23 protein-coding genes are annotated in these 26,621 nt (G+C 66.5%); 13 read left to right on the top strand and 10 right to left on the bottom strand.

Annotation, left to right across the window (positions count from 1 at the left end; translation table 11 throughout):
* Positions 1–9: 9 nt before the first annotated feature.
* Positions 10–1,452 (bottom strand): CCA tRNA nucleotidyltransferase, encoded by a 1,443-nt coding sequence (locus ACAG21_RS18135; protein WP_370497646.1) that lies wholly within the window; start codon positions 1,450–1,452, stop codon positions 10–12.
* 151 nt (positions 1,453–1,603) lie between these two features.
* On the opposite strand from ACAG21_RS18135, the gene ACAG21_RS18130 reads away from it, so the two are divergent.
* The 8 genes from ACAG21_RS18130 to ACAG21_RS18095 all read left to right on the top strand — a co-directional run bounded on the left by ACAG21_RS18130 (position 1,604) and on the right by ACAG21_RS18095 (position 12,644).
* Entirely contained in the window at positions 1,604–2,335 is a 732-nt protein-coding gene (locus tag ACAG21_RS18130) for an NUDIX hydrolase (RefSeq protein WP_370497645.1), read from the top strand.
* Positions 2,332–4,740: a DUF6049 family protein gene (locus ACAG21_RS18125; RefSeq protein WP_370497644.1), complete on the top strand. Its 2,409-nt coding sequence runs from the start codon at positions 2,332–2,334 to the stop codon at positions 4,738–4,740. The genes ACAG21_RS18130 and ACAG21_RS18125 overlap by 4 nt, the downstream gene beginning before the upstream one ends.
* Positions 4,737–8,363 (top strand): lipid II flippase MurJ, encoded by a 3,627-nt coding sequence (locus tag ACAG21_RS18120; RefSeq protein ID WP_370497643.1) that lies wholly within the window; start codon positions 4,737–4,739, stop codon positions 8,361–8,363. Before ACAG21_RS18125 ends, ACAG21_RS18120 begins: the two co-directional genes overlap by 4 nt.
* Before the next feature lie 61 nt (positions 8,364–8,424).
* Positions 8,425–9,012: an RNA polymerase sigma factor SigM gene (sigM, locus tag ACAG21_RS18115; RefSeq protein ID WP_370497642.1), complete on the top strand. Its 588-nt coding sequence runs from the start codon at positions 8,425–8,427 to the stop codon at positions 9,010–9,012.
* 47 nt (positions 9,013–9,059) lie between these two features.
* The gene (locus ACAG21_RS18110) at positions 9,060–9,830 is read left to right on the top strand and encodes a hypothetical protein (protein ID WP_370497641.1); all 771 of its coding nucleotides are present in this window, start codon (positions 9,060–9,062) and stop codon (positions 9,828–9,830) included.
* A gap of 94 nt (positions 9,831–9,924) precedes the next feature.
* Positions 9,925–10,941, top strand: a complete 1,017-nt coding sequence (trxB, locus tag ACAG21_RS18105; RefSeq protein WP_370497640.1) for a thioredoxin-disulfide reductase — start codon at positions 9,925–9,927, stop codon at positions 10,939–10,941.
* Positions 10,938–11,291, top strand: coding sequence for a thioredoxin (gene trxA / locus ACAG21_RS18100; protein WP_090597962.1), 354 nt, complete (start codon positions 10,938–10,940; stop codon positions 11,289–11,291). Before trxB ends, trxA begins: the two co-directional genes overlap by 4 nt.
* Before the next feature lie 132 nt (positions 11,292–11,423).
* The gene (locus tag ACAG21_RS18095) at positions 11,424–12,644 is read left to right on the top strand and encodes an N-acetylmuramoyl-L-alanine amidase (protein ID WP_370497639.1); all 1,221 of its coding nucleotides are present in this window, start codon (positions 11,424–11,426) and stop codon (positions 12,642–12,644) included.
* On the opposite strand, the gene ACAG21_RS18090 is transcribed toward ACAG21_RS18095, so the two are convergent.
* The 9 genes from ACAG21_RS18090 to rpmH form a co-directional block, all read right to left on the bottom strand.
* Positions 12,641–13,405 (bottom strand): acetyltransferase, encoded by a 765-nt coding sequence (locus ACAG21_RS18090; protein ID WP_370497638.1) that lies wholly within the window; start codon positions 13,403–13,405, stop codon positions 12,641–12,643. The genes ACAG21_RS18095 and ACAG21_RS18090 overlap by 4 nt on opposite strands.
* A gap of 285 nt (positions 13,406–13,690) precedes the next feature.
* The gene (locus ACAG21_RS18085; RefSeq protein ID WP_370497637.1) at positions 13,691–14,674 is read right to left on the bottom strand and encodes a ParB/RepB/Spo0J family partition protein; all 984 of its coding nucleotides are present in this window, start codon (positions 14,672–14,674) and stop codon (positions 13,691–13,693) included.
* Between the two features lie 23 nt (positions 14,675–14,697).
* Entirely contained in the window at positions 14,698–15,717 is a 1,020-nt protein-coding gene (locus ACAG21_RS18080) for a ParA family protein (RefSeq protein ID WP_370497636.1), read from the bottom strand.
* Entirely contained in the window at positions 15,714–16,499 is a 786-nt protein-coding gene (gene rsmG / locus ACAG21_RS18075; protein ID WP_370497635.1) for a 16S rRNA (guanine(527)-N(7))-methyltransferase RsmG, read from the bottom strand. Before rsmG ends, ACAG21_RS18080 begins: the two co-directional genes overlap by 4 nt.
* Positions 16,500–16,567: 68 nt before the next feature.
* Positions 16,568–17,134, bottom strand: a complete 567-nt coding sequence (locus ACAG21_RS18070; RefSeq protein ID WP_370497634.1) for a protein jag — start codon at positions 17,132–17,134, stop codon at positions 16,568–16,570.
* Between the two features lie 84 nt (positions 17,135–17,218).
* On the bottom strand, positions 17,219–18,268 hold the full coding sequence (yidC, locus tag ACAG21_RS18065; RefSeq protein ID WP_370497822.1) for a membrane protein insertase YidC: 1,050 nt from the start codon (positions 18,266–18,268) through the stop codon (positions 17,219–17,221).
* 43 nt (positions 18,269–18,311) lie between these two features.
* Positions 18,312–18,674, bottom strand: coding sequence for a membrane protein insertion efficiency factor YidD (gene yidD / locus ACAG21_RS18060; protein WP_370497633.1), 363 nt, complete (start codon positions 18,672–18,674; stop codon positions 18,312–18,314).
* Positions 18,671–19,027: a ribonuclease P protein component gene (gene rnpA / locus ACAG21_RS18055; RefSeq protein ID WP_370497821.1), complete on the bottom strand. Its 357-nt coding sequence runs from the start codon at positions 19,025–19,027 to the stop codon at positions 18,671–18,673. Before rnpA ends, yidD begins: the two co-directional genes overlap by 4 nt.
* Before the next feature lie 23 nt (positions 19,028–19,050).
* Positions 19,051–19,194 (bottom strand): 50S ribosomal protein L34, encoded by a 144-nt coding sequence (gene rpmH / locus ACAG21_RS18050; RefSeq protein WP_003874369.1) that lies wholly within the window; start codon positions 19,192–19,194, stop codon positions 19,051–19,053.
* Positions 19,195–19,816: 622 nt separating this feature from the next.
* Between rpmH and dnaA the strand changes: the two genes are divergently transcribed.
* From dnaA to ACAG21_RS18025, 5 genes are all read left to right on the top strand, one after another.
* Complete coding sequence (dnaA, locus tag ACAG21_RS18045; protein WP_370497632.1) at positions 19,817–21,337, top strand: chromosomal replication initiator protein DnaA; 1,521 nt, start codon at positions 19,817–19,819, stop codon at positions 21,335–21,337.
* A gap of 537 nt (positions 21,338–21,874) precedes the next feature.
* Complete coding sequence (dnaN, locus tag ACAG21_RS18040) at positions 21,875–23,074, top strand: DNA polymerase III subunit beta (RefSeq protein ID WP_370497631.1); 1,200 nt, start codon at positions 21,875–21,877, stop codon at positions 23,072–23,074.
* Positions 23,075–24,241, top strand: coding sequence for a DNA replication/repair protein RecF (recF, locus tag ACAG21_RS18035; protein WP_370497630.1), 1,167 nt, complete (start codon positions 23,075–23,077; stop codon positions 24,239–24,241).
* Positions 24,238–24,804, top strand: coding sequence for a DUF721 family protein (locus tag ACAG21_RS18030; protein ID WP_370497629.1), 567 nt, complete (start codon positions 24,238–24,240; stop codon positions 24,802–24,804). Before recF ends, ACAG21_RS18030 begins: the two co-directional genes overlap by 4 nt.
* A gap of 267 nt (positions 24,805–25,071) precedes the next feature.
* Positions 25,072–26,621 (top strand): DNA gyrase subunit B (locus ACAG21_RS18025; RefSeq protein WP_370497628.1); only part of this gene is annotated, 1,550 nt, incomplete at its 3' end.

Here is a 26,621-nt window from a genome sequence, read left to right as displayed (position 1 = left end):
CCGCCCCGGCTATGCGTTCCCGCGCGAATGCCACCAGGCCAGCAGCTCCGCGGTGGCTTCCTCGTCGGTCAGCGGCCCGCGGTCCAGGCGCAGCTCTTTCAAGAACCGCCAGGCCTCGCCGACCTGCGGCCCGGCCGGGATGTCCAGCAGCTCCATGATCCGGTTGCCGTCCAGATCGGGACGGACCCGCGCCAGATCCTCCTGGGCGGCCAGCTCGGCGATGCGCGCCTCCAGCCGGTCGTAGTTGGCCTGCAGCCGCGCGGCGCGGCGCTTGTTGCGGGTGGTGCAGTCGGCGCGGACCAGCTTGTGCAGCCGCGGCAATAGCGGTCCGGCGTCGGTGACGTAGCGGCGTACCGCGGAGTCGGTCCACTTCCCGTCGCCGTAGCCGTGGAACCGCAGATGTAGATACACCAACTGAGAGACGTCGTCGACCATCTGCTTGGAGTATTTGAGCGCCCGCATCCGCTTGCGGGTCATCTTGGCGCCGACTACCTCATGGTGGTGAAAGCTCACGCCGCCGTTGTCTTCGTGGCGCCTGGTGGCGGGCTTGCCGATGTCATGCAGCAGCGCCGCCCACCGCAGCACCAGATCGGGGCCGTCATCTTCGAGCTCGACGGCTTGGCGCAGCACGGTCAGCGAGTGCTGATAGACGTCCTTGTGCTGGTGGTGTTCGTCGATGGCCATCTGCATGGCGCCGACTTCGGGCAGCACAACTTCGCCCATCCCGGTCTGAACCAGCAAGTCGATGCCGGCCACCGGGTCGGCGCCGAGCAGCAGCTTATCCAGCTCGGCGGCCACGCGTTCCGCGCTGATCCGGGCCAGCTGCGGGGCCATCTCCTCGATCGCCGTGCGCACCCGAGGGGCGACAGTGAACCCGAGCTGCGAGACGAACCGCGCGGCGCGCAGCATCCGCAGCGGATCGTCGCCGAACGACACCGACGGCGCCGCGGGGGTGTCCAGTACGCGGGCCTTGAGCGCCGCCAAACCGCCGAGGGGATCGAGGAATTCTCCCGGGCCGGCCGACGTGATGCGCACGGCCATCGCGTTCGCGGTGAAATCGCGGCGCAGCAGGTCATCTTCGAGGCGGTCACCGAAGCGCACCTCGGGACTGCGTGACACCTGGTCGTAGCTATCCGCGCGGAACGTGGTGATCTCCAGGCGGTGCTCGTCCTTGCCGACGCCCACGGTGCCGAATTGGATGCCGGTATCCCAGACCGCGTCGGCCCAGCCTCGCACCATCTGCTGCACCTGCTCGGGCCGCGCGTCGGTGGTGAAGTCCAGATCGGGGCTCAACCGGCGCAGCAGCGCGTCGCGCACCGATCCGCCGACCAGATACAAGTCGTGGCCCGCGGCCTCGAACAAGGCGCCCAATCCACCCAGCACGTCGGCATGCTGATTGAGGGCAATCCAAGCCGACGTCAGCAGCTCTACATCGTCGGCGGCTTCAGACACGTTCGATCAGCCTAGTCGTGTGACGATGCGGGCAGGCACGGCCCGCTGAGGAGCCCGACAATTCAGCCTAGTCGTCGGCGGGCCGTCGTCGCGCCCGCACCAGCGGCGAGTGTGTCCAGAAGAACAGCTCGTGCCAGCTACTATCGCTTGGGTGTCGGATGGCGAACAAGCCAAACCACGTCGGCGTCGGGGGCGCCGTCGCGGTCGTGGCGGTGTAGGCGCGTCCGAAAACGACGCCGACGCCAAAGTGACCGCCGACTCGGCGACAACCAACAGGCGTCGACCGCGCCCAACCCGCCGGGTGCCGGAGCGGCTGCGGACCGTGCATGAAACGTCCGCGGGCGGCCTGGTCATCGACGGCATCGACGGCCCGATGGACGCGCAGGTCGCGGCGCTGATCGGGCGCATCGACCGGCGGGGACGAATGCTCTGGTCGCTGCCCAAGGGGCACATCGAGCTCGGCGAGACCGCCGAGCAGACCGCCATTCGGGAGGTCGCCGAGGAGACCGGGATCCGCGGCAGCGTGTTGGCCGCACTCGGACGCATCGACTACTGGTTCGTCACCGACGGCCGCCGTGTGCACAAGACCGTGCACCACTATTTGATGCGTTTCTCCGGCGGCGAGCTGTGCGACGAGGACCTGGAAGTCGCCGAGGTGGCGTGGGTTCCGATCCAGGAGCTGCCGTCGCGTTTGGCCTACGCCGACGAACGTCGACTCGCCGAGGTCGCCAATGAGCTGATCGGAAAGCTGCAGACCGACGGTCCCGCCGCGCTTCCACCGCTGCCGCCCAGCACGCCCCGGCGCAACCCGCAGACCCATTCCCGAACCCGGCATGCCGACAAGCCCCGCGGTCGTAAGAACGGTCACGGGCCGGGCCCGTGACCGCGCCACGACTCTGCTGGGCCGCCACGTTGCGCCTTGCCGTCGTGATCGGCATCGTGGCCGGTTTCGCGGTGGTGCTCACCGGCCCGATCGGCATGCCCCGCGCCGCGGCCAACGAACCCGGTTCGACGCCGTTCGTCCGGGTCCGCATCGACCAGGTGACCCCGGACGTCGTCACCACGACCAGCCCGCCGGTCGTCACGGTCAGCGGAATGGTGACCAACATCGGTGACCGCCCGGTGCGCGACGTGATGGTCCGGCTCGAACATGCCGCCGCGGTCACCGCATCGGCGGGCTTGCGGACCTCGTTGGACGGCAGCACCGATCAATACCAGCCGGCCGCCGACTTTCTCACGGTGGCGCCCGAACTCCAGCGCGGCCAAGAGGTCGGCTTCACGTTGTCCGCGCCGCTGCGCTCGCTGGCCAAACCGTCGCTGGGAATCGACCAGCCGGGCATCTATCCACTGCTTGTCAACGCCAACGGCACACCCGACTACGGCGCCCCCGCCCGGCTGGACAATGCGCGGTTCCTGCTGCCGGTGATCGGCGTGCCACCCGACCACGCCGACGCGTTGGAGTCCGCGGTCGCGCCGGACACCTCGAAACCCGTGTGGGTCACCATGCTGTGGCCGCTGGCCGACCGCCCCCGGTTGTCCCCGGGCCAACCGGGCGGCACCATCGGCGTCCGGCTGGTCGACGACGACCTGGCCTCCTCGCTGGCTACCGGCGGCCGGCTGGACATCCTGCTGTCCGCGGCCGAGGTCGCGACCAGCCACGACGTCGACCCCGATGGCGCCGTCGGCCGCGCGCTATGCCTGGCCATCGACCCGGACCTGCTGGTGACCGTTAACGCGATGACCGCCGGCTATGTCGTGTCAAACTCCCCCGACGGGCCGGCGCAACAGCCGGGCACCCCGACACACCCCGGCACCGGGCAGACCGCGGCGACCGGCTGGCTGAACCGGTTGCGCGCGCTGGGCAGGCGCACCTGCGTCGCACCGCTGCCCTACGCGCAGGCCGATCTCGACGCGTTGCAGCGCGTCAACGATCCGGGCCTCAGCGCGATTGCCACCACCAGCGTCGGTGACATCGTCGACCACATCCTCGACATCTCCTCGACCCGCGGCGCCACGCTGCTGCCCGACGGCCCGCTGACCGGCGACACGGTGAAGTTGCTCAGCGCCAACAACAGCACGGTCGCGGTGGCCGCCGGCGAGCTCGTCGCCGCGGATCCGCAGACATCCGGGCCCGACGGCGTCGACACCGCGCCGCGGCGGCTGTCCCCGCAGGTGGTGGTCGCGCCGTTCGACCCCGCGGTCGGTGCGGCGCTGGCCGGGGCGGGCAACAACCCCGGCGCGCCGACCTATCTGGACCCGTCGCTGACGGTTCGGCTCGCGCACGATTCCAACACCGCGCGCCGCCAAGACGCCCTGGGCTCGATGTTCTGGCATGCGCTGGATCGAGACGCCCCGCCGCGCACCCAACTCCTGGTTCCGCCGGCGACGTGGAACCTCGGCGCGGACGACGCACAGGTGATCCTCACGGCGCTGGCAACGACGATCCGTTCCGGCCTGGGGGTGCCGCGGCCGCTGCCGGCGGTGATCGCCGAGGCCCAGGCCGTTGAGGGGGCCCGCACCGAGCCGGCGCAGCCGCTGGACGTCGCCAGCCCCGAGCGCGGCAGGTTCGGCGAGAACGTCATCGCCGACATCAACGGTCAGACCGCCAGGCTGTGGAAACTGACCTCCGCGCTGAGCACCGACGAGCGCACCGGCCTGACCGGCGTCCAGTACACCGCTCCACTGCGTGAAGACATGCTGCGCGCGCTGAGCCAGTCCAATCCTCCCGACACCCGCAACGGGCTGGCCCAGCAGCGGCTGGCGGTCGTCGGCAACACGATCAACGACCTGTTCGGTGCGGTGACGATCGTCAACCCCGGCGGCTCCTACACCCTGGCCACCGAGCACAGTCCGCTGCCGTTGGCGCTGCACAACGGTCTGGCCGTGCCGATCAAGGTCCGCCTGCAGGTCGACGCCCCACCCGGGATGACCGTGACCGACGTCGGGCAGATCGAATTGCCGCCCGGCTACCTGCCACTGCGGGTGCCGATCGAAGTGAACTTCACCCAGCGCGTCGCGATCGACGTCACGCTGCGCACCCCGGACGGCACCCGGCTGGGCGACCCGGTGCGCATGTCGGTGCACTCCAACGCCTACGGCAAGGTGCTGTTCGCGATCACCATGACCGCGGCAGCGGTGCTGGTGCTGCTCGCCGGCCGCCGCCTGTGGCACCGATTCCGCGGCCAGCCCGACCGCGCCGACCTGGACCGCCCCGACCCGCCCCACCACCATCCTGCCGAAACGCGGCGTGAGGTCGGCGGACGCGTCGACGAAGAGCACCGCGTATGAAACCCGCCTACCGGCGGTCCCATCCTCAGCAACCGCCGCAGCGGCAGCAGCCGCCACCACGTCCGTCCGGGCCGCCGGGCCGGATTCCGGCGCCGACGGGGCCCCTGCCGCCGGTGACCGACCTGCCCACGCGGCGCGTGGAACTGTCCGACGCCGCGTTGGTATCGCGGTCGTGGGCGATGGCGCTCGCGACACTGGTCAGCCGGATCACCGGGTTCGGCCGGATCGTGCTGCTGGCCGCGATCCTGGGTGCGGCGCTGTCCAGCGCTTTCTCGGTGGCCAATCAGCTGCCGAACCTGGTCGCCGCGCTGGTGCTGGAAGCGACGTTCACGGCGATCTTCGTGCCGGTGCTGGCGCGGGCCGAGCAGAGCGACGCCGACGGCGGCGCCGCGTTCGTCCGGCGCCTGGTCACGGTGACTACCACGCTGCTGCTGTTCGCCACGCTGGTGTCGGTGGCGGCCGCGCCGCTGCTGGTCCGGCTGATGCTGGGCCGCACCCCGCAGGTCAACGAGCCGCTGACCACCGCATTCGCCTACCTGCTGCTGCCGCAGGTACTGGCCTACGGCCTGACGTCGGTGTTCATGGCAATCCTGAACACCCGCAACGTGTTCGGGCCGACGGCGTGGGCGCCGGTCGTCAACAACGTCGTCGCGCTGGTGACGCTGGCGGTGTATCTGGTCGTCCCCGGCGAGCTGTCGGTCGATCCCGTCCGGATGGGCAACACCAAGCTGCTGGTACTGGCTATCGGCACCACTCTGGGCGTGTACGCGCAGACCGCGGTACTGCTGGTCGCGCTGCGCCGCGAGCGCGTCAGCCTGCGCCCGCTGTGGGGAATCGACGAGCGGCTCAAGCGGTTCGGCACGATGGCTGCCGCGATGGTGCTCTATGTGCTGATCAGCCAGCTCGGCCTGGTCGTGGGAAACCAAATCGCCAGCACCGCGGCGGCGTCCGGCCCGGCGATCTACAACTACACCTGGCTGGTGCTGATGCTGCCGTTCGGCATGATCGGCGTAACGGTGCTGACCGTCGTAATGCCGCGCCTGAGCCGCAACGCGGCCGCCGACGACACCAAAGCCGTGCTCGCCGATCTGTCACTGGCCACCCGGCTGACGTTGATCACGCTGATTCCGATCGTGGCGTTCATGACCGTCGGCGGACCCGCGATCGGCAGCGCGCTGTTCGCCTACGGTCACTTCGGCGGGGTCGACGCCGGTTACCTGGGCGCCGCGATCGCCTTGTCGGCGTTCACGCTGATCCCGTACGGCCTGGTCCTCCTGCAGCTGCGGGTGTTCTACGCGCGCGAGCAGCCCTGGACGCCGATCGTGATCATCCTCGTCATCACGGCCGTCAAGATCGCCGGTTCGGTGCTCGCGCCGCACCTGACCAGCGATCCTCAACTGGTGGCCGGCTACCTCGGGCTGGCCAACGGACTCGGGTTCTTCGCCGGTGCGCTCGTCGGCTACTACCTGCTGCGGCGCACGCTGCTGCCGGCCGGCGGTCAGCTGGTCGGGTCTGCGGAGGTACGGACGATCCTGGTGACGATCGTCGCGTCGATGCTGGCCGGCCTGATCGCCCACATCGCCGACCGGCTGCTCGGGCTGGCCGCCTTGACCACACAGGGCGGCGCCGCCGGTTCCCTGCTGCGGCTGTTGGTGCTGGGCTGCATCATGGCGCCGATCATGGTGGCGGTCATGGTTCGCGCGCAGGTCCCGGAGGCGGTGGCGGCGATGGCGGCCGTCCGTCGCCGGGTCGGCGGTCGCGGCGCCAGGCCGGCCGCCGCCCTGGAATCCCGGCCGCCCGCCGGCCCACGGGGATCGTCTCAGCCGGGCCCGGTCACGTACCCTGAGCAGAGGAATTCGTCCCCGCCGGGGGTAGCTGCGGTCCAGGAGCCGATCCGGCGCCGGCCTCCGGATCGAGCAGGCGACGCCCGGCTAGCGAAAGGACCGGAGGTGACCGACCGCCCCTTGGAGAGCGCTGCCGCGGGCCCTGGGTCCGGTTTGGGTTCGGGTGGCGACCGACCCCCTCAAACACCAAGGCCGGCAGCCGACGACTTCCAGCCCGACATTGCGGCCGGGCGCAAGCCCGAACCATCGCCGCCGCGCAACGGAGATCTCGCGCGCGAGCGGGCAGCGGAATCGTCGGGCGATGACGCCCACCTGGTTCCCGGCGCCCGGATCGCCGGGGGACGGTACCGGCTGCTGGTCTTCCACGGCGGCGCGCCGCCGTTGCAGTTCTGGCAGGCACTCGATACCGCGCTGGACCGGCAGGTGGCGCTGACGTTCGTCGATCCGGAGGGCGCCCTGCCCGAGGACGTGCTGCAGGAGATCCTGTCCCGCACGCTGCGGCTGAGCCGTATCGACAAGCCCGGCATCGCCCGTGTGCTCGACGTCGTCCACACCGGTCATGGTGGCCTGGTCGTCGCGGAGTGGATCCGCGGCGGCTCGCTGCAAGAGGTGGCCGATACCGCGCCCTCGGCCGTCGGCGCCGTGCGGGCGATGCAGTCGCTGGCCGCGGCCGCCGACACCGCTCACCGCGCGGGCGTCGCCCTGTCGATCGATCACCCCAGCCGGGTTCGGGTCAGCATCGACGGCGATGTGGTGCTGGCCTACCCGGCGACGATGCCCGACGCCAACCCGGAGGACGACATCCGCGGCATCGGCGCCTCGCTGTACGCCCTACTGGTCAACCGATGGCCGCTGCCGGAGTTCGGGGTGCGCAGCGGGCTGGCACCGGCCGAGCGGGACGCATCGGGCCTACCCGTCGAACCCAACTCCATCGATCGCGACATTCCCTTCCAGATCTCGGCGGTCGCCGTCCGTTCGGTCCAGGAAGATGGCGGAATCCGCAGTGCGTCAACCCTTTTGAACCTTTTACAGCAGGCCACCGCGGTCGCCGACCGCACCGAGGTGCTCGGCCCCATCGACGACTCCCCGCCACCCGAAGCGCCGCGGCCGACCGGGCAGGAATACGCGACGTTGGCCCGCCGACGCCGCAACCTGATCATCGGCGGCGCCGCGGCACTCGCGGTCATCGTGGTCGCGTTGTTGGTGCTGGCGTCGATCGTGAGCAAGATCTTCGGCAATGTCGGCGGCGGCCTCAACAAGGACGAGCTCGGGCTCAACGGGCCGAGTTCGTCGAGCGCCTCAGCGTCGCCGAACCCCGCCCCGGCCGGCAGCATCGTCAAACCCACTCGGGCCACGGTCTTTTCGCCCGACGGCGATGCCGACAATCCGGGTACGGCCGGGCAGGCGATCGACGGCGACCCCACCACCGCGTGGGCGACCGAGGTCTATACCGATGCCGTGCCGTTTCCCAGCTTCAAGCAGGGCGAGGGGCTGATCCTGCAGCTGCCGAAACCCACGGTGATCGGTCAGGTCAGCATCGACACGCCGAGCAGCGGCACCAAGGTCGAGATTCGCGCCGCATCCACAGCGTCGCCCTCGAAGCTGGACGACACCACCGTGCTGGCCCCGGCGTTCACCCTCAAGCCCGGTCATAACGTCATCCCGGTCAAGGCCGGCGCCCCGACGTCGAACCTGCTGGTGTGGATCTCCACCTTGGGAACCACCAGCGGCAAGAGCCAGGCCGGCTTCTCGGAGATCACCGTTCAAGCCGCCTCCTAAGACTCACAACCACGCCCTCGGGTGAAGTGCCGCAGGGCAACCGATTGGATACTGTCCGGCCGTGGGCGTCGGGGGGTATATCCAGCAGGAACGCAGTGATGCCGAGCTGCTGGCCGCCCATGTCGCCGGGGACCGCTACGCCTTCGGCGAGCTGTTCGGACGCCACCGGCGCCAGCTGCACCGCCTTGCCCGGCTGACCACTCGCACGCCCGAGGACGCCGAAGACGCACTGCAGGACGCCATGCTGTCGGCACACCGCGGCGCCGGCTCGTTTCGGAATGACGCCGCGGTCGGCAGCTGGCTGCACCGGATCGTGGTCAACGCCTGCCTGGATCGGCTGCGGCGCACCAAATCTCACCGGACCACACCGCTCGAGGACATCTATCCGGTGCCCGATCGTACGGCTCAGGTCGAAACCGCGATGGTGGTACAACGCGCGCTGATGCGGCTTCCGCTCGAGCAACGCGCCACGATCGTGGCGGTCGACATGCAGGGCTATTCGATCGCCGACACCGCGGCGCTGCTGGGCGTCGCCGAGGGCACGGTCAAAAGCAGATGCGCGCGCGCCCGGGTCCGGCTGGCCCACCTGCTCGGCTATCTGGACGCCGGCGCCAACACCATCCCCGACCGCCCCGGCGGCCAGCATTAACGGGCCGGGCGCGACCACCGGTCCGGGCATGACGGACACTGGGGCGGATGGGCGAGGCGGAGAACGAACCGGCGGATCATGATCCGCGGAATGCGGGAGCGGACCCGCCGCTGACGGCCGAGTCGCTCGCCGACCTGCAGGCTGGTCTGCTGGACGACGAGGCCGCCGCCCGGCTGCGCCGGCAAGTACGCCAAGACCCGGACGCCCAACGGGTCCTGAGGGCGTTGAATCGGGTGCGCCGCGATGTCGCGGCCCTCGGCGCGGATCCGGAATCGGCGCCTGAACCACCGGCCGAGACATCGGACCGGATCTCCGCTGCGCTGCGGGCGGTCTCCCCCGCTGCCCCGGCGACGGTGGCGACTCACGCCGCTCGCCCACGCATCCGGCCTGCGCGGGTCGCCGCCGGGGTGGCCGGTGTCGGCGCGGCACTCGCGGCGGTCGGCTTCGGCACGACGGCGCTGCTCAACGAGCCCGAACCCGCCCCGAGCACCCCGACCACCGCGATGCACATCACGGTGTCGACCCCACCGATGGCGATCCCGCTGTCCGCGTCCGAAATCGGGGCCCTGCTGGGCCGTGCCCCCGATTACGGTCCGCTCGGCGACCCCAGCCGGCGCGCATCCTGCCTGGGCGGTCTCGGCTACCCGGCTTCCACGCAGGTGCTCGCCGCGCGGCCGATCGAGATCAACGCTCGCCCCGGCGTGCTGCTGGTGCTGCCCGCCGACAGTCCGGGCGAGCTCGCGGTCTTTGCGGTGGCCTTGAACTGCAGCGCGGCCGATACGGGGCTATTAGCCAGCACCCAGGTCCCCCGCCCTTAAGGTGGTGGCACGTGTTGCGCGACACGGCCGGGAACACCCGCGCCTAGGCTGGCGTTCGACACGATTGAGAAATCTGTATCTCTGAAAGGCTCGCATGACCGATACCGCTCATGACAAAGTCCACGACGTCATCATCATCGGTTCCGGTCCGGCCGGGTACACGGCAGCCCTCTACGCGGCGCGCGCACAACTGGCCCCGGTGGTCTTCGAAGGCACGTCGTTCGGCGGCGCGCTGATGACCACGACCGAAGTGGAGAACTACCCCGGCTTCCGCGACGGCATCACCGGCCCGGAGTTGATGGACCAGATGCGCGAGCAGGCGTTGCGCTTCGGGGCCGATCTGCGGATGGAAGACGTCGAATCTGTTTCGCTGGAGGGGCCGGTCAAGTCCGTTGTGACCGCCGAAGGTGAAACCTTCAAGGCGCGCGCCGTCATCTTGGCGATGGGCGCCGCGGCGCGTTACCTGCAGGTGCCCGGCGAGCAGGAGTTGCTGGGCCGCGGGGTCAGCGCATGTGCCACCTGTGATGGGTTCTTCTTCCGCGACCAGGACATCGCCGTGATCGGCGGCGGTGACTCGGCGATGGAAGAGGCGACGTTCCTGACCCGGTTCGCGCGCAGCGTGACGCTGGTGCACCGTCGTGACGAATTCCGGGCGTCCAAGATCATGCTCGAGCGCGCGCGCACCAACGACAAGATCAAATTCATCACCAACCAGACCGTGCTCGCGGTGGACGGCGAGACAACCGTCACGGGATTGCAGTTGCGCGACAACATAACTGGCGAAGAGACCACACTCCCGGTCACGGGTGTGTTCGTCGCGATCGGCCATGAACCACGGTCGGTTCTGGTGCGCGACGTGATCGATGTCGACCCGGACGGCTACGTACTTGTCAAGGGGCGCACCACGAATACCACGATCGAAGGTGTCTTCGCGGCCGGCGACCTGGTGGACCGCACCTACCGGCAAGCCGTCACCGCGGCGGGCAGTGGCTGCGCGGCGGCCATTGACGCCGAGCGCTGGTTGGCCGAGCACGAAGAGACCGAAGCCGCCGGCGAAAAGTCGGCGGCCGGAAATGCGGACGACACTGATTTGATTGGAGCACCACGATGAGCGACGCCGAAAAAGCCGGGGCCACAAAGGAAGTCTCTGACGCCTCTTTCTCCGCAGACGTGTTATCCAGCAATAAGCCTGTGCTGGTTGACTTTTGGGCGACGTGGTGCGGACCATGCAAGATGGTCGCACCGGTCCTCGAAGAGATCGCGGCCGAGCGATCGGATCAGCTCACCGTCGCCAAGCTCGACGTCGATGCGAATCCCGAGACGGCGCGTGACTTCCAGGTGGTATCGATCCCCACGATGATCCTATTCAAGGACGGCCAGCCGGTGAAGCGAATCGTCGGCGCGAAGGGCAAGGCGGCGCTGCTGCGCGAGCTTTCCGACGCGGTGCCCAACCTGACCTGATCGCGATCCGGTTTGCGCCGACGCATCGCCGTTCAGCCTGGGGTTTTCCGGAAATTGAGAAGAATCTGCGACAATACCGGTTAGCTGTAGTGCGTTTGTCAGCCTGTCAGTTTGTCCCGGAGGGCCCTTGGTATGTCGAGTCCGCGCCGCGAAAACGGCGACGCTCTGCGCTGTGGTGACCGCAGCGCAGCTGTGACCGAAATCCGGGCCTCACTGGCTGCATTAGGACTACTGGACAGCGCTGGCGAAGATCTGACGACGGGTCGGCACGTGGCCCTCGAGGTGTTCGACGCCGAGCTTGACCAGGCTGTCCGCGCCTTCCAGCAGCATCGTGGGCTGCTCGTCGACGGCATCGTCGGCGAGGCGACGTACCGGGCACTCAAAGAGGCGTCCTACCGGCTCGGCGCGCGCACGCTGTACCACCAATTCGGCGCTCCGCTCTACGGCGACGACGTCGCGACATTGCAGGCCCGGCTGCAAGATCTCGGTTTCTACACCGGCCTGGTCGACGGACATTTCGGCCTGCAAACCCACAACGCGTTGATGTCCTACCAACGCGAGTACGGAATGTCGGCGGACGGCATTTGCGGACCGGAAACCCTGCGTTCCTTGTACTTTCTGAGTTCGCGGGTCAGCGGCGGTTCGCCCCACGCCATTCGCGAAGAAGAACTCGTCCGCCGCTCCGGTCCCCGACTTTCGGGCAAGCGGATCATCATCGATCCGGGTCGCGGCGGTGACGACCATGGTCTGATCGCACACGGCCCGGCCGGCCCGGTCAGCGAAGCAGATATCTTGTGGGACTTGGCCAGTCGGCTGGAAGGCCGGATGACCGCGATCGGCATGGAGACCTTCCTGTCCCGCCCGACCAACCGCAGCCCGTCGGACGCCGAACGGGCCGCTACCGCCAACAACGTCGGTGCCGACCTGATGATCAGCCTGCGCTGCGAAGCTCAGGTCAGCACGTCTGCCAACGGCGTGGCGTCGTTTCACTTCGGCAACTCGCACGGATCGGTGTCGACCATCGGCCGCAATCTCGCCGACTTCATCCAGCGAGAAGTGGTGGCCCGCACCGGCTTACGCGATTGCCGGACGCATGGGCGCACCTGGGATCTGCTGCGACTGACCCGGATGCCCACCGTCCAGGTCGACGTCGGCTACATCACCAACCCCGGTGACCGGGACAGGCTGCTCTCGACGCAAACGCGCGACGCGGTGGCCGAAGGCATCCTCGCCGCCGTCAAGCGGCTCTACCTGCTCGGCAAGAACGACCGGCCCACCGGCACCTTCACTTTCGCCGAGCTCCTTGCTCACGAATTGTCGGTCGAACGGACGACCCGCCTCGGCGGTACCTAACCGTTCTGCTTGTGCTGCAACGTATTTGCCGTCTTCAATACGTTGCACGACCCGGCGCCGACCGGCTGCTGAAGCTCAGCATTTGTCAGTAGACGCTCCAGGGCCGCTTCCACCTCGGCCTTCCACCCCAGGCCCTTGTCGAGCTCGAGACGTAACCGCGGGAAATACGGATGTGGCGCTACCACAACGAAACCCACGTCTTGCAAGAACTCTGCATCGATGATGCAACGGTCGACCGAACAATCCCCGAGGGACTCCAGCACCGGCCGGACGTCAGGGTCGGCGAGCGTGGGGTCCAACAACTCCGACGCCGCCGGGGTGCGACCGAAGGCTTCCAGCGCGCGGACCCCGCGGCGCATCAACTCGTCGATCACCCGAGCCAGCAGATCATGCGGCAAGTCGTCGGCGGCGTGCCCTAGCTCGACACCCATCGAGGTCAGCAGGACCGCGTCCGGAGACACCGGAGCGGTCGGGAACCGATGCGCTCGCGGCACCGCACCCGGCGGCGCGTACAGCACGTAGCCCAGACACGGCGGATCGGTGACGCTTTGTTCGTCGGGAATCGCGGTCGCGACCTGACCGCACGACCCCCACTCCAGCATCACCATCGACAGCCATGCCTCTTTTTCGAATTCCGGGTCGGCGAGGTGGTCCTGATCGCCGAGGGTCGCGGGATCGACCTCCCAGAACACACAGCGGCGCGCATGCTTGGGCAGCTGCTCGAAGCCTTCGAGCCGCAGGGGCGTGATTCGAGCAGACACTAGCCTCCTGGCTTCCGTGCGTACCGCAGCCCATTGCCGCAAGCCCGGCTGTACCCAGGCTGACGTGCACCACCAACCGCTCCAGGATAGGAGAGTTTGTTGTTCTCGGGCCAGTGTTGACCCGGCCACTCCGGCGTCGCGACCCAAACGCTCCGAAACGCACGGCCGGCAGCAACCGCGCCTCGAAAAGGCTTGCTGTACAACGGATCTCCGCACTCGAGGGCTTCGGGTACGCGTTCGGAACGTACCCGGTGTCACAGTGACGTAATTACACGGTGTAACGGGTCATGCCTTGGGCGGGGTCATGGTGTCGATAATCCGCTGTAGATCCTCGACCGAGGCGAACTCCACCACGATCCTGCCCTTGCGCTTGCCCAGGCTGACGGTCACCCGGGTGTCGAAGGCGTTCGACAGCCGTTCGGCGACGTCTTGCAGACCGGGCATCTGAATCGGCTTGCGGCGCGGCGCCGCCGGGGCCGCCGCATCACCACGGTTGGCCAATGTCACGGCCTCCTCAGTGGCGCGCACCGACAAACCCTCGGCGACGATCCGGCTCGCCAACTCCTCCTGCGCCTCCGGCCCGGATTCCAGCGCCAGCAGCGCGCGGGCGTGGCCGGCCGACAGCACTCCGGCGGCCACTCGCCGCTGCACGGCGATCGGCAATTTGAGCAACCGGATCATGTTGGTGATCAACGGCCGTGATCGTCCGATTCGCGAGGCCAGTTCGTCGTGGGTGACGCCGAACTCATCGAGCAGCTGTTGGTATGCCGCGGCTTCTTCCAACGGGTTCAGCTGAGCCCGGTGGATGTTCTCGAGAAGAGCGTCGCGCAACAGGTTGTCATCGGTCGTCTGTCGCACGATGGCGGGAAGGGTGGCCAGCTGCGCCTCCTGGGCCGCCCTCCAACGCCGCTCCCCCATCACGATCTGGTACCGCGCACCGCCCGGTGCTGGGGTGACCGCGCGCACCACGATCGGCTGCAAAAGACCGAACTCGCGGATCGAGTGCACCAGTTCGGCCAGTGCCTCGTCGTCGAACACCTGCCTGGGCTGCTTGGGATTGGGCTCGATATCGGCCGGCGAGATCTCGCGATACACCGCGCCCATCTCGTTGGCGATTGGCGCCGACCCGCCGATCAGCACGTTGGCGGCGGCGTCTCCCATCCTCGGACCCAGGGTCACAGGTCCCCCATCGCCCTCGGCGGGTCCGGTGGGAATCAGGGCAGCAAGACCTCGGCCGAGCCCGCCCTTCTTTTTGCCCGCACTCGTCATTGTCGTCCCTTCACGAATGGTGGTTAGTCGCGCTGCGCGAGTTCGCGGCTCGCGTCGAGATAGCTCATCGCCCCGCGGGATCCGGGGTCGTAGTCAATGATCGTCATGCTGTAGCCGGGCGCCTCCGAAACCTTGACGCTGCGCGGGATGACGGTGCGCAGCACCTTGTCGCCGAAGTAGCGGCGCACTTCCTCCGCAACCTGATCGGCGAGCTTGGTCCGGCCGTCGTACATCGTCAGAATCACGGTCGTCACATCCAGCTGCGGGTTGAGGTGCGCCTTCACCATCTCGATGTTCCGCATCAGCTGTGACACCCCTTCAAGGGCGTAGTACTCGCATTGAATCGGGATCATCACCTCGGGTGCCGCGACGAGTGCGTTGATCGTGAGCAGGCCGAGCGAGGGCGGGCAGTCCACGAAGACGTAGTCGAAGTCGAAGTGGTCCAGCTCCGCCAAAGCGTTACGCAATCGATTCTCGCGCGCGACCATGCTCACCAATTCGATCTCGGCACCCGCCAGATCGATGGTCGACGGAACGCAGAACAGTCGGTCGCTGTGCGGACTGCGGCGCAGTGCGGTCTCGATCGTCTCCTCACCGAGAAGCACTTCGTAAGACGACGGTGTGCCTGATTGCCGGTCCGTGATGCCCAGTGCCGTGCTCGCATTGCCCTGCGGATCGAGATCGATGACGAGCGTCTTGAGTCCTTGCAGCGCCAGTGCGGCGGCGAGATTGACGGCGGTCGTCGTCTTGCCGACGCCGCCCTTCTGGTTAGCGATGGTGAAAACCCGGCGATGTGCCGGCCGTGGCAGCGGCGGGTAGGTCGTGTGCAGCACCCGCATCGCGCGTTCCGCCGCGGCACCGATCGGGGTGTCGAATTCGTTCGATGTTTCACGTGAAACATCCGCCGTGGTGCCACTGCGCGGTTCGTCCGCCAGTGGGGCCGTGTCTTCCGGCGCGAGTGGCGGTGCCAACGGTGCCGGCGCCAACTGCGGGTGCTCCGCGCTCGGACCCGAGCCTGCGGACCGATCCTCGGGCGAGCTCATCGCATTCTCCTGTCCGCCCTTGGTGCCGACCCGCGTCGCGACCGTGTTGCGCGCTGCGCTACCACCACGGTTGCGGGCGGACGCAAATAGCTCGCGCCACATGTCACCACCCTGACATCAACTGCCTCCAGCGCGGCCATCCCACGCCGGTGTTCTTCGACCTCGGCGGGAGCGCGCTCCCCCTTGATCGCAATCATGCGTCCGCCCGGCCGTAGCAACGGCATGCTCCACTTCGTCAACTTATCCAACGCCGCGACTGCTCGCGAGACCGCGACATCGCGCTCGCCGAAGTGCCTACGTACCGCTGGCTCTTCGGCCCGACCGCGGACCACCTCGACCGCTAACCCTAGTTCGGCGACGACCTCTTTGAGAAACTCGCTGCGGCGCAGGAGTGGTTCCAGCAGCGCGATATTCAAATCGGGCCGCGCGATCGCCAACGGTATGCCCGGTAGTCCCGCCCCGCTGCCGATGTCGACGAGCCGCTCGCCGTCCTCCAGCAATTCGGCGACGGCGGCACTATTTAATAGGTGGCGGTCCCAGACTCGGTCTACTTCGCGGGGGCCCAGCAATCCGCGTTCAACGCCGGTAGTCCCGAGGATGTCGGCGTAGGCCTGAGCGATGTCGAGACGCGGTCCGAAGATTTCAGCCGCCGCAGCACTCGCGCCCGCGGCGACGACAGAGCCGAGCGACGCGGCGGATGCCGAGTCCTGTTCCACCGACTCCCGCGCTTCAGCCCCTGCCTCCGCCCGATCGGATCCGCCGCCATGTTTCACGTGAAACATTCCTCCGGTCTCCGGACCTACAGCATCGTCTGCGCGGGGTGAACTACACCGCTGTAATCCAGTGCCGACTAGTCGTGCAGGACAACGACGCGGCGGCTCGGCTCTACGCCTTCGCTCTCGCTGTGGACGCCGGCCACCGCCGCGACGGCGTCATGGACGATCTTTCGCTCGAACGGGGTCATCGGCTTGAGTTCTTCGCGCTCGCCGCTCTCCAGCACGCGGCGTGCGACCTTGTCGCCCAGCGCGGCCAACTCCTCGCGGCGACGCCGGCGCCAACTCGCGATGTCGAGCATCAGCCGACTGCGCACCCCGGTCTTCTGGTGGACTGCGAGTCGGGTGAGTTCCTGGAGTGCATCGAGCACCTCTCCGCCGCGGCCCACCAACTTGTTCAAGTCGTCGCTGCCGTCGATGCTGACGACCGCGCGGTTGCCCTCGACGTCTAGGTCGATGTCACCGTCGAAGTCCAGCAGATCCAACAACTCTTCCAGGTAGTCGCCGGCGATCTCGCCTTCGGCGACCAACCGCTCCTCCAGGTCGTCACCCTCCTCGGCACTGGCCTCCGCCGCCGTCGATTCCTCGTCCTCGACCGCCGCTTCGGTGTCCAACTCGCGTTCGGTGGTGTCAGCGTCCGTCATTTTCTCTCCCTCATCCATGGGTCCGTCCCTGTCTCATTCGGATCACTCTCCGGAGACGGCCCGGTAAAGCTGTGGCGCTTTTCGTCAGCGCTTCCGGCGTTTGGGTCGAGCCCCAGGCCGGGGCGTGCGGTTGGCCGGACCGTCCGTGCTGCCGGTCGTATCCGGTTTGTCGGGTGCCGTGGCTGTTGTCTTTCCTTCGGGCGCGTCGCCCGACGCATCTGTCTCCGTCGGGCCGCCGTCGTCAACGGTCGACGAGCCGTTGCCGCTCGCCGACGCCTTGCGCTTCGGCTTGGCTCCGGGCAGCGGTGCATTGGCCGCCCGGCGCTGCAGCACCTCTTGCTTCTTGGCCTCGTCCTCTTTCTCAATCATGTTGAAGACGTAGTGCTGCTGCCCGAACGTCCAGATGTTGTTCGAGAACCAGTACAGAATGATCGCCAGCGGAAGGAACGGGCCACCGACGACGACACCGAGCGGGAAGACGTACAGCGCGAGTTTGTTCATCATCGCGGTCTGCGGATTGGCAGCGGCTTCCGCGCTTTGGCGGGCAATCGATGCGCGGCTGTTGAAATACGTGGCGACGCCGGCAAGCAACATCACCGGCGCACCGACCAAGATGACGGAGGGGCGGCTGAAGTCGATGAAGGCGTCCAACCCGGTGCGCTGTGTCATGGACGCACCGATCGGCGCACCGAACAGATTCGCGTCCAGGAAGTGCCCGACGTCGGTCGGGCTGAACACGTAGTTGCCCGTCAACCGGTTCTGGATGACCGACATCTGCGGCTGGCCGAAGCCGCCCGTTGTGCGGTTGAAGGAACGCAACACGTGATACAGCCCGAGGAACACCGGGATCTGGGCGAGCATCGGCAAACAGCCGAGAATCGGGTTGAACCCGTGCTCGCGTTGCAGCTTCTGCATCTCGAGCGCCATGCGCTGACGATCCTTGCCGTACTTCTTCTGCAGTGCCTTGATCTGTGGCTGCAGTTCCTGCATCTGGCGGGTGGTGCGGATCTGGCGCACGAACGGCTTGTAGAGCAGCGCCCGCAACGTGAAGACCAGGAACATCACCGACAGCGCCCAGGCGAAAAAGTTCGACGGCCCCAGCAATGCGGCGAACAGCTTGTACCAAACCCACATGATCCACGACACGGGGTAGTAGACGAAGTCGAGGCTAAACAGATCAAACGACAAAAGATTCACTCTCCCCTCGCGGCGCCGGGAGGTCCCCGACGGCGCTGGTGTGTGCAAAGTCCACCCGGCAGTCCCGGTGTGCACAGGCGCGTTCCGGTATCGGGTCCCATCCTCCCCGATGCCACGGTCCGCACTTGGCGAGCCTGGCTGCCGCCAGCCAGCTCCCGCGAATCAACCCGTATTCGCTCAGCGCATCCACGGCGTATTGACTACAGGTCGGGATGAAGCGACATGTCGCCGGTCGCAGCGGCGAAACCATATGCCGGTACAGCTGGATCAGGAAAATCAGCCCGCGCACCACGGTCCGGCTCGCGCTGCCCACTCCCGAGCGGACCGGTGCCGTGACGGTCACCGGTCAGTCTCCGGACGTTCGAACGCGCGCCGCAGACCCTTACGCAATTCCTGCTCCAAGCGAGCCGACGACACCTGCCGACTACTCGGCAGCGCCCGGATGACCACCTGGTCGTGTCGATGAAGATCGGGCAACATCCCCCGCACGGCGTGGCGGAGCCGACGCGAAACCCGATGGCGGTCGACGGCCGACCCGACTGATTTGGCGACGATCAACCCCACCCGTGGACCCGGTTCGTCATCGTCTTCCCGGCGCACGTGGACGACGAGATCGGGCTGCGCGGTGCGCATCCCCTTCTTCACTGTCGCGTCGAATTCCCGTGACCGCCTCATGCGGTTGCGCGCGGGAAGCACCGCCACCACGCCTGTCGGTCAGATCAGGCAGATAGCGCGCGGCGACCCTTGCGGCGCCGGCCAGACACGATGGCGCGCCCGGCCCGAGTGCGCATCCGCAAGCGGAAGCCGTGCACACGAGCACGGCGCCGGTTGTTCGGCTGGAAAGTCCGCTTGCCCTTGGCCACGGCGTTCTCCTCGTTCTGTCTCGCTAGAAGCTTGTCCCCGCCATCCGGCCGTCCACATTCAGCTCAGCGAGATGCGTCGTGACTCGGTCGAAAGGTGGTTCTTGCTGCTGGCCGGCGCGGTCCCCGGGCGAATTACTCCCGGGTCGCAGCCGTATCGCCGACTTTCGGGCGACTGTATGAGGGTACTGACGAGCGTTGCCTGGGTCAAACTTGGTCTGCCCCAACGACCCGACTACTACCCGAGTTGCAATCTCGGCTGTCTGCGCAGGCGATCGGCACGACGTCATCGACAAGCCGCAGCACGCCCCGGTGAACTCTAAAGAACGCGACTGGAATGCAACAGAACTGTTGGCAGCCGCACGGAAAACTGTTAGCTTCGGGCAATGCTGTTCCAGAGTTGGAACGGCGCTCGACAACGAAGCATGATGGCGGATCTACTCGCTGTGCAGACGGCCTGACCTGGGTTGTCTCCAGCCCGCGGATCGCGAGCCGTCGCCGGTAGGTTGCGGCCCGTGTACGCCTATCCTGTCCACACCTGTGTATAACTATGTGGACAGTTGCTTTGTCGCCAAGCGTGGTTGTAGCTCGACCCGGGACGTTCTAGAACCAGGGAGATGCGTCGTTGACCGATGACTCCGGTTCTGGTTTCACGACAGTGTGGAATGCGGTCGTCTCTGAACTCAACGGCGATTCCGACACAGACGGTGTCGGCAATCGCGCGACCCTTGTCACCCCGCTGACTCCGCAGCAACGCGCGTGGCTGAATCTTGTTCAGCCGCTGACCATCGTCGAGGGATTCGCCCTGCTGTCGGTGCCGAGCAGTTTCGTGCAAAACGAAATCGAACGGCATCTGCGCACCCCGATCACCGATGCACTCAGCCGCCGGCTCGGCCAGCAAATCCAACTCGGGGTACGTATCGCGCCGCCTTCCGACGACGCCGACGACGCAGCCTTTCCGCCGGGTGACACGTTCGCCGACGACATCGGTCTAGAAACGTCAAGTGACGCCGACGAGGCCGACGAAAACGGCGAGGCGATCGGCGTCGAACAGAGCTGGCCCAACTACTTCGCCGAACGTCCACACAGCACCGACTCGGCCGCGGCCGCCGGCGGGACCAGTCTCAACCGGCGCTACACCTTCGAGACTTTCGTCATCGGGGCCTCCAATCGCTTCGCCCATGCCGCGGCACTGGCCATCGCCGAAGCGCCGGCGCGTGCCTACAACCCGTTGTTCATCTGGGGCGAGTCCGGCCTCGGCAAGACCCACTTGTTGCATGCCGCAGGCAATTACGCGCAGCGACTGTTCCCCGGCATGCGCGTGAAGTACGTGTCGACCGAGGAGTTCACCAACGACTTCATCAACTCGCTGCGCGACGATCGCAAGGTCGCGTTCAAGCGCAGTTACCGCGACGTCGACGTCTTGCTGGTCGATGACATTCAGTTCATCGAGGGCAAAGAAGGCATCCAGGAGGAGTTCTTCCACACCTTCAACACGTTGCACAACGCCAACAAGCAGATCGTCATCTCGTCGGACCGGCCGCCCAAACAACTCGCCACACTGGAAGACCGGCTGCGGACACGCTTCGAGTGGGGACTGATCACCGACGTCCAGCCCCCCGAACTGGAAACCCGCATCGCGATTCTGCGCAAGAAGGCCCAGATGGAGCGGCTTGCGGTCCCCGACGATGTCCTCGAGCTCATCGCCAGCAGCATCGAGCGCAACATTCGCGAACTCGAGGGAGCCCTGATCCGGGTCACCGCGTTCGCCTCGCTGAACAAGACGCCAATCGACAAGTCATTGGCCGAGATCGTGCTGCGCGACCTGATCGCCGATGCGAGCACGATGCAAATCAGTGCGGCGACCATCATGGCCGCCACCGCCGAATACTTCGACACCACCGTCGAGGAGTTGCGCGGTCCCGGCAAAACCCGTGCCCTGGCTCAGTCGCGCCAGATCGCGATGTATCTGTGCCGCGAGCTCACCGATCTGTCATTGCCCAAGATCGGCCAGGCGTTCGGCCGCGACCACACCACGGTCATGTACGCCCAGCGAAAAATCTTGTCCGAAATGGCCGAGCGGCGTGAGGTGTTCGATCACGTCAAAGAACTCACTACTCGGATCCGACAGCGCTCCAAGCGCTGATTTCCGCGGTTTCGGCCAGCGCGCGCCAAACTTTTTTCAAAAAACTTCCCGCACGTCCGTAACTCCAGTCACAGCGCGACGATGTGCGCAGCGTTGTGTACAAGCGTCCCAAACAACAGTGCAGCAATCGACCGTGACGTGCACACCAGCGACCCATCCCCAGTGGCCCAACATCGACTACACAGTTACCCACGCCGTCATCCACAAGCCGATCGCCGCGCTAGCTGCGCGGAACCGGGCCTGTCCCCAGATTGCACAGGCCTTAATACTGGTACTGAGATCTATCCGTTGTTTCTTCTTTGAAGAACAGCTTTGGGGACGCGTCGCTGCACAGCGCCCGCGGATCTCTCGTCGACTCGGCTTGTCGGCCTTAACGATTAGCTTTCAAGATGGGCGCAGAAGCTCTACGGTTGTGATTCGACTCCCGTTGTGGACGTCGTGGCATGTAACTCGCCTCGGTGTTCGTCGCGGGCCCCACGCTAGCGGGGCAGGAAGCTAGCGACCGGATTTCGAACTTTGGTTGGGTGAAGGGACGCTATGGACGTGGCGACGACAAGTGCTGGTCTCACCGATCTGAAGTTTCGCCTGGTCCGAGAATCTTTTGCCGACGCGGTGTCGTGGGTTGCGAAGAATCTACCGAGCCGGCCGGCCGTCCCCGTTCTTTCCGGTGTACTGCTCACCGGTTCCGATGAGGGTTTGACGATCTCGGGATTCGACTACGAAGTTTCCGCCGAAGCGCAGATCGCAGCCGAAATCGCTTCTCCGGGAAGCGTTTTGGTGTCAGGGCGGCTGTTATCCGATATCACCAGGGCGTTGCCGGACAAGCCGATCGACTTTTACGTCGACGGCAATCGTGTCGCGTTGACGTGCGGCAGCGCCAAGTTCTCGTTGCCGACGATGGCGGTCGAGGATTACCCGACGCTGCCGACGCTGCCCGAAGAGACCGGAAGCTTGCCGTCGGATTTGTTCGCCGAGGCGATCAGCCAGGTCGCGATCGCCGCCGGCCGGGACGACACGTTGCCGATGTTGACCGGCATCCGGGTCGAGATCTCGGGTGAGACGGTGGTTTTGGCCGCGACCGACCGGTTCCGCTTGGCGGTTCGTGAGCTGACGTGGTCAGCGTTGTCGCCCGACATCGAGGCGGCCGTGCTGGTGCCGGCGAAGACGCTGGCCGAAGCCGCGAAAACAGGTACGGACGGTTCCGAGGTTCGATTGTCATTGGGTGCGGGCAGCGGAGTTGGCAAAGAAGGGTTGCTCGGAATCAGCGGCAACGGCAAGCGCAGCACCACGCGACTGCTGGATGCGGAGTTCCCGAAGTTTCGCCAGTTGCTACCGGCCGAGCACACCGCGGTCGCGACGATCAACGTTGCCGAGCTGACCGAGGCCATCAAGCTGGTTGCGTTGGTGGCAGACCGGGGTGCACAGGTGCGGATGGAATTCGCCGAGGGGCTGTTGCGGCTCTCGGCCGGCGCCGACGATGTCGGTCGCGCCGAGGAAGAACTCGCGGTCGATTTCTCCGGCGAACCGTTGACGATCGCCTTCAACCCGACCTACCTGACCGACGGACTCAGCTCGGTGAAGGCCGACCGGGTGTCGTTTGGTTTCACCACCCCGGGTAAGCCGGCGTTGCTGCGTCCGGCGTTCGACGACGACAGCCATCCCACGGGCACCGGTCCATTCTCGGCGTTGCCGACGGATTACGTGTATCTGCTGATGCCAGTTCGGTTGCCCGGATAGGTGTACGTCCGGCATTTGGGGCTGCGTAATTTTCGGTCCTGGGCACAAGCCGACCTCGAGCTCGAACCGGGCCGGACGGTGTTCGTCGGTCCTAATGGTTTCGGGAAGACGAATTTGGTTGAGGCACTGTGGTATTCGACCACTTTGGGATCACACCGCGTTGGAACCGATGCGCCGTTGATCCGGGCGGGCGCCGCCCGCGCGGTGGTTTCGACGATTGTGGTCAACGAGGGCCGGGAATGCGCGATCGATTTGGAGATTGCCGCGGGACGAGCGAACAAGGCTCGGTTGAACCGCTCGCCGGTGCGCAGTACCCGCGAAGTGGTCGGGGTATTACGTGCGGTGTTGTTTGCTCCCGAAGACTTGTCGCTGGTTCGGGGTGATCCCGCGGACCGGCGTCGCTACCTCGACGATTTGGCGACCGTGCGGCGCCCGGCGGTCGCCGCGCTGCGCGCGGATTACGACAAGGTGCTGCGGCAGCGCACCGCACTGTTGAAGTCACTGGCCGGGTCCCGGCACCGTGGCGATATCGGTGCGCTGGAAACCCTTGACGTGTGGGACAGCCGATTGGCCGAGCACGGAGCCGAATTAATGGCCACGCGTATCGATCTGGTGAATCAACTGGCACCGGAGGTGGAGAAGGCCTACCAGCTGCTGGCACCGGGATCGCGGCCGGCGGGCATCAATTACCGAACAAGCCTGGACGGTTTGGGTCTGGACGGCGCGCAGGAAAAAGCGGGGCCCGACCGCGAATTTCTGGAAGCCGCCCTGCTGGCCGCATTGGCGGGCCGGCGCAACGCCGAACTGGAACGCGGTGTGTGTCTGGTGGGCCCGCATCGTGACGACCTGGAGCTTCGTCTCGGCGATCAACCGGCGAAAGGCTTTGCCAGCCATGGTGAATCGTGGTCTTTTGCGATCGCGCTGCGGTTGGCCGCGTATGAGTTACTTCGCGACGACGGCAGCGAGCCGGTGCTGTTGCTCGACGACGTTTTCGCCGAGCTCGACGCCGCCCGACGCCGCGCCCTGGCCGCGGTAGCGGAATCAGCCGAACAAGTATTGGTCACCGCGGCGGTACTGGAAGATATCCCGGCAGGCTGGGACGCTAGGCGGGTGCACATCGACTTGCAAGACGATGACAGCGGCCGGGTTTCGGTGATGCGACCATGATCGACGGCGAATCGGACGCGGCGCCGGCCGAAGTGCCGGGATCAGCAAGCGGGCTCAGCGGGATCGACTTGGTGCGGCGCACTCTCGAAGAAGCTCGCGCCGCGGCGCGGGCGCAGGGCAAGGACGCGGGGCGCGGCCGCACAAGCAATCCGGTTCCACGCCGGGTTGCCGGGCAGCGGCGGAGCTGGTCGGGTCCGGGACCCGATGTTCGCGATCCGCAACCGATGGGCAGGGTTGTCCGAGAAATCGCGAAAAAGCGCGGCTGGTCGGGACGCGTCGCCGAAGGCACGGTGCTCGGTCACTGGGCGTCGGTCGTGGGCCATCAGATCGCCGATCACGCGACCCCCACCGCGCTGAGCGAGGGCGTGCTGAGCGTGACAGCCGAATCCACCGCCTGGGCCACCCAATTGCGGATGATCCAGGCGCAGTTGTTGGCCAAGATCGCCGCGGCGGTGGGCAATGGTGTGGTGACCGCACTGAAGATCACCGGGCCTGCGGCTCCGTCCTGGCGCAAGGGGCCCCGACACATCTCCGGGCGAGGCCCGCGCGACACCTACGGCTGACACAATCAGGTGGCTGCGCCGATGTCGGCGACATGCGTCAACAAGGCGTAAAGGTTAGCCCTCTCAGATCCGCGAGAACGAAACGGACCCCCGCCGCGCACGTCCGGACGCGGCGTCAATAGAGAAATTGAGCGCACGGCGCGTCCAGATAGGTAGAAACGCGCCCAGAAAATCGGTCCAGACCCCCGATCACGGTAGAGTGGGCTGATGCGACTGATGCGGTGACTGGAACCGCCCGCATGAAACCCCGAGGAGAGCATTCCGACCGTGGCTGCCCAGAAGAAGAAGGCGCAAGACGAATACGGCGCGTCAGCGATCACCGTGCTCGAAGGGCTGGAGGCGGTCCGTAAACGCCCCGGCATGTACATCGGGTCCACCGGGGAGCGAGGTCTGCACCACCTCATTTGGGAGGTGGTCGACAACTCCGTCGACGAGGCGATGGCCGGCTACGCCAACCAGGTCGACGTGCGCATCCTCGATGACGGCAGCGTCGAGGTCGCCGACAACGGGCGCGGCATCCCCGTGGCCATGCACGCCACCGGCGCGCCGACCGTCGACGTCGTCATGACGCAACTGCACGCCGGCGGCAAGTTCGGTGGCGAGAACAGCGGTTACAACGTCAGTGGTGGTTTGCACGGCGTCGGTGTGTCGGTGGTCAACGCACTGTCGACGCGGCTCGAGGTCGAGATCTCCCGCGACGGCCATGAGTGGTCGCAGTACTACGAGCGGGCGGTGCCCGGAACCCTCAAACAGGGCGAGGCCACCAAGAAGACCGGCACCACGATCAGATTCTGGGCCGACCCCGACATCTTCGAAACCACCGACTACGACTTCGAGACGGTGGCCCGCCGACTGCAGGAAATGGCATTCCTCAACAAGGGTTTGACGATCAACCTCACCGACGAGCGCGTGACCCGCGAAGAGGTTGTCGACGACGTCGTCAGCGACACCGCGGACGCACCCAAGTCCGCCGAGGAAAAAGCCGCCGAGTCCAGTGCCCCGCACAAGGTCAAGCACCGGACGTTTCACTACCCGGGCGGTCTGGTCGATTTCGTCAAGCACATCAATCGCACCAAGAGCCCGATCCAGCAGAGCGTCATCGATTTCGACGGCAAGGGGCCCGGTCACGAGGTCGAGATCGCCATGCAGTGGAACGGCGGTTACTCCGAGTCGGTGCACACCTTCGCCAATACGATCAACACCCATGAGGGTGGCACGCATGAGGAGGGTTTCCGCAGTGCGTTGACGTCGGTGGTGAACAAGTACGCCAAAGACAAGAAGCTGCTGAAGGAAAAAGACGCCAACCTCACCGGGGATGACATCCGTGAGGGCCTGGCCGCGGTGATCTCGGTGAAGGTCAGCGAGCCGGAGTTCGAGGGCCAGACCAAAACCAAACTCGGCAACACCGAGGTGAAGTCTTTCGTGCAGCGGGTCTGCAACGAACAACTCACGCACTGGTTCGAAGCCAACCCCTCTGAGGCGAAAACCGTTGTGAATAAGGCGGTTTCGTCGGCGCAAGCCCGTATTGCGGCGCGTAAGGCGCGTGAGTTGGTGCGTCGTAAGAGTGCTACTGATCTGGGTGGGTTGCCGGGTAAGTTGGCCGATTGCCGTTCGACGGATCCGCGTAAGTCGGAACTGTATGTGGTGGAGGGTGATTCGGCCGGCGGTTCGGCGAAGTCTGGCCGTGACTCGATGTTTCAGGCGATCCTGCCGTTGCGCGGCAAGATCATCAACGTCGAAAAGGCGCGCATCGACCGGGTGTTGAAGAACACCGAAGTCCAGGCGATCATCACCGCGCTGGGCACCGGTATCCACGA

It is taken from the genome of Mycobacterium sp. pR1184, from assembly GCF_041287235.1.
In the GTDB taxonomy this organism is placed as follows: domain Bacteria; phylum Actinomycetota; class Actinomycetes; order Mycobacteriales; family Mycobacteriaceae; genus Mycobacterium.
This window is presented reverse-complemented; position numbering and strand designations above follow the sequence as displayed.

Coding starts and splice junctions, on each gene's coding strand:
- ACAG21_RS18120 (WP_370497643.1), top strand. CDS start 4,737: ATGAAACCCGCCTACCGGCGGTCCCATCCTCAGCAACCGCCGCAGCGG.
- ACAG21_RS18110 (WP_370497641.1), top strand. CDS start 9,060: ATGGGCGAGGCGGAGAACGAACCGGCGGATCATGATCCGCGGAATGCG.
- trxB (WP_370497640.1), top strand. CDS start 9,925: ATGACCGATACCGCTCATGACAAAGTCCACGACGTCATCATCATCGGT.
- trxA (WP_090597962.1), top strand. CDS start 10,938: ATGAGCGACGCCGAAAAAGCCGGGGCCACAAAGGAAGTCTCTGACGCC.
- ACAG21_RS18095 (WP_370497639.1), top strand. CDS start 11,424: ATGTCGAGTCCGCGCCGCGAAAACGGCGACGCTCTGCGCTGTGGTGAC.
- ACAG21_RS18085 (WP_370497637.1), bottom strand. CDS start 14,674: ATGACGAGTGCGGGCAAAAAGAAGGGCGGGCTCGGCCGAGGTCTTGCT.
- ACAG21_RS18080 (WP_370497636.1), bottom strand. CDS start 15,717: ATGAGCTCGCCCGAGGATCGGTCCGCAGGCTCGGGTCCGAGCGCGGAG.
- rsmG (WP_370497635.1), bottom strand. CDS start 16,499: ATGTTTCACGTGAAACATGGCGGCGGATCCGATCGGGCGGAGGCAGGG.
- ACAG21_RS18070 (WP_370497634.1), bottom strand. CDS start 17,134: ATGACGGACGCTGACACCACCGAACGCGAGTTGGACACCGAAGCGGCG.
- yidC (WP_370497822.1), bottom strand. CDS start 18,268: ATGTGGGTTTGGTACAAGCTGTTCGCCGCATTGCTGGGGCCGTCGAAC.
- dnaN (WP_370497631.1), top strand. CDS start 21,875: ATGGACGTGGCGACGACAAGTGCTGGTCTCACCGATCTGAAGTTTCGC.
- ACAG21_RS18030 (WP_370497629.1), top strand. CDS start 24,238: ATGATCGACGGCGAATCGGACGCGGCGCCGGCCGAAGTGCCGGGATCA.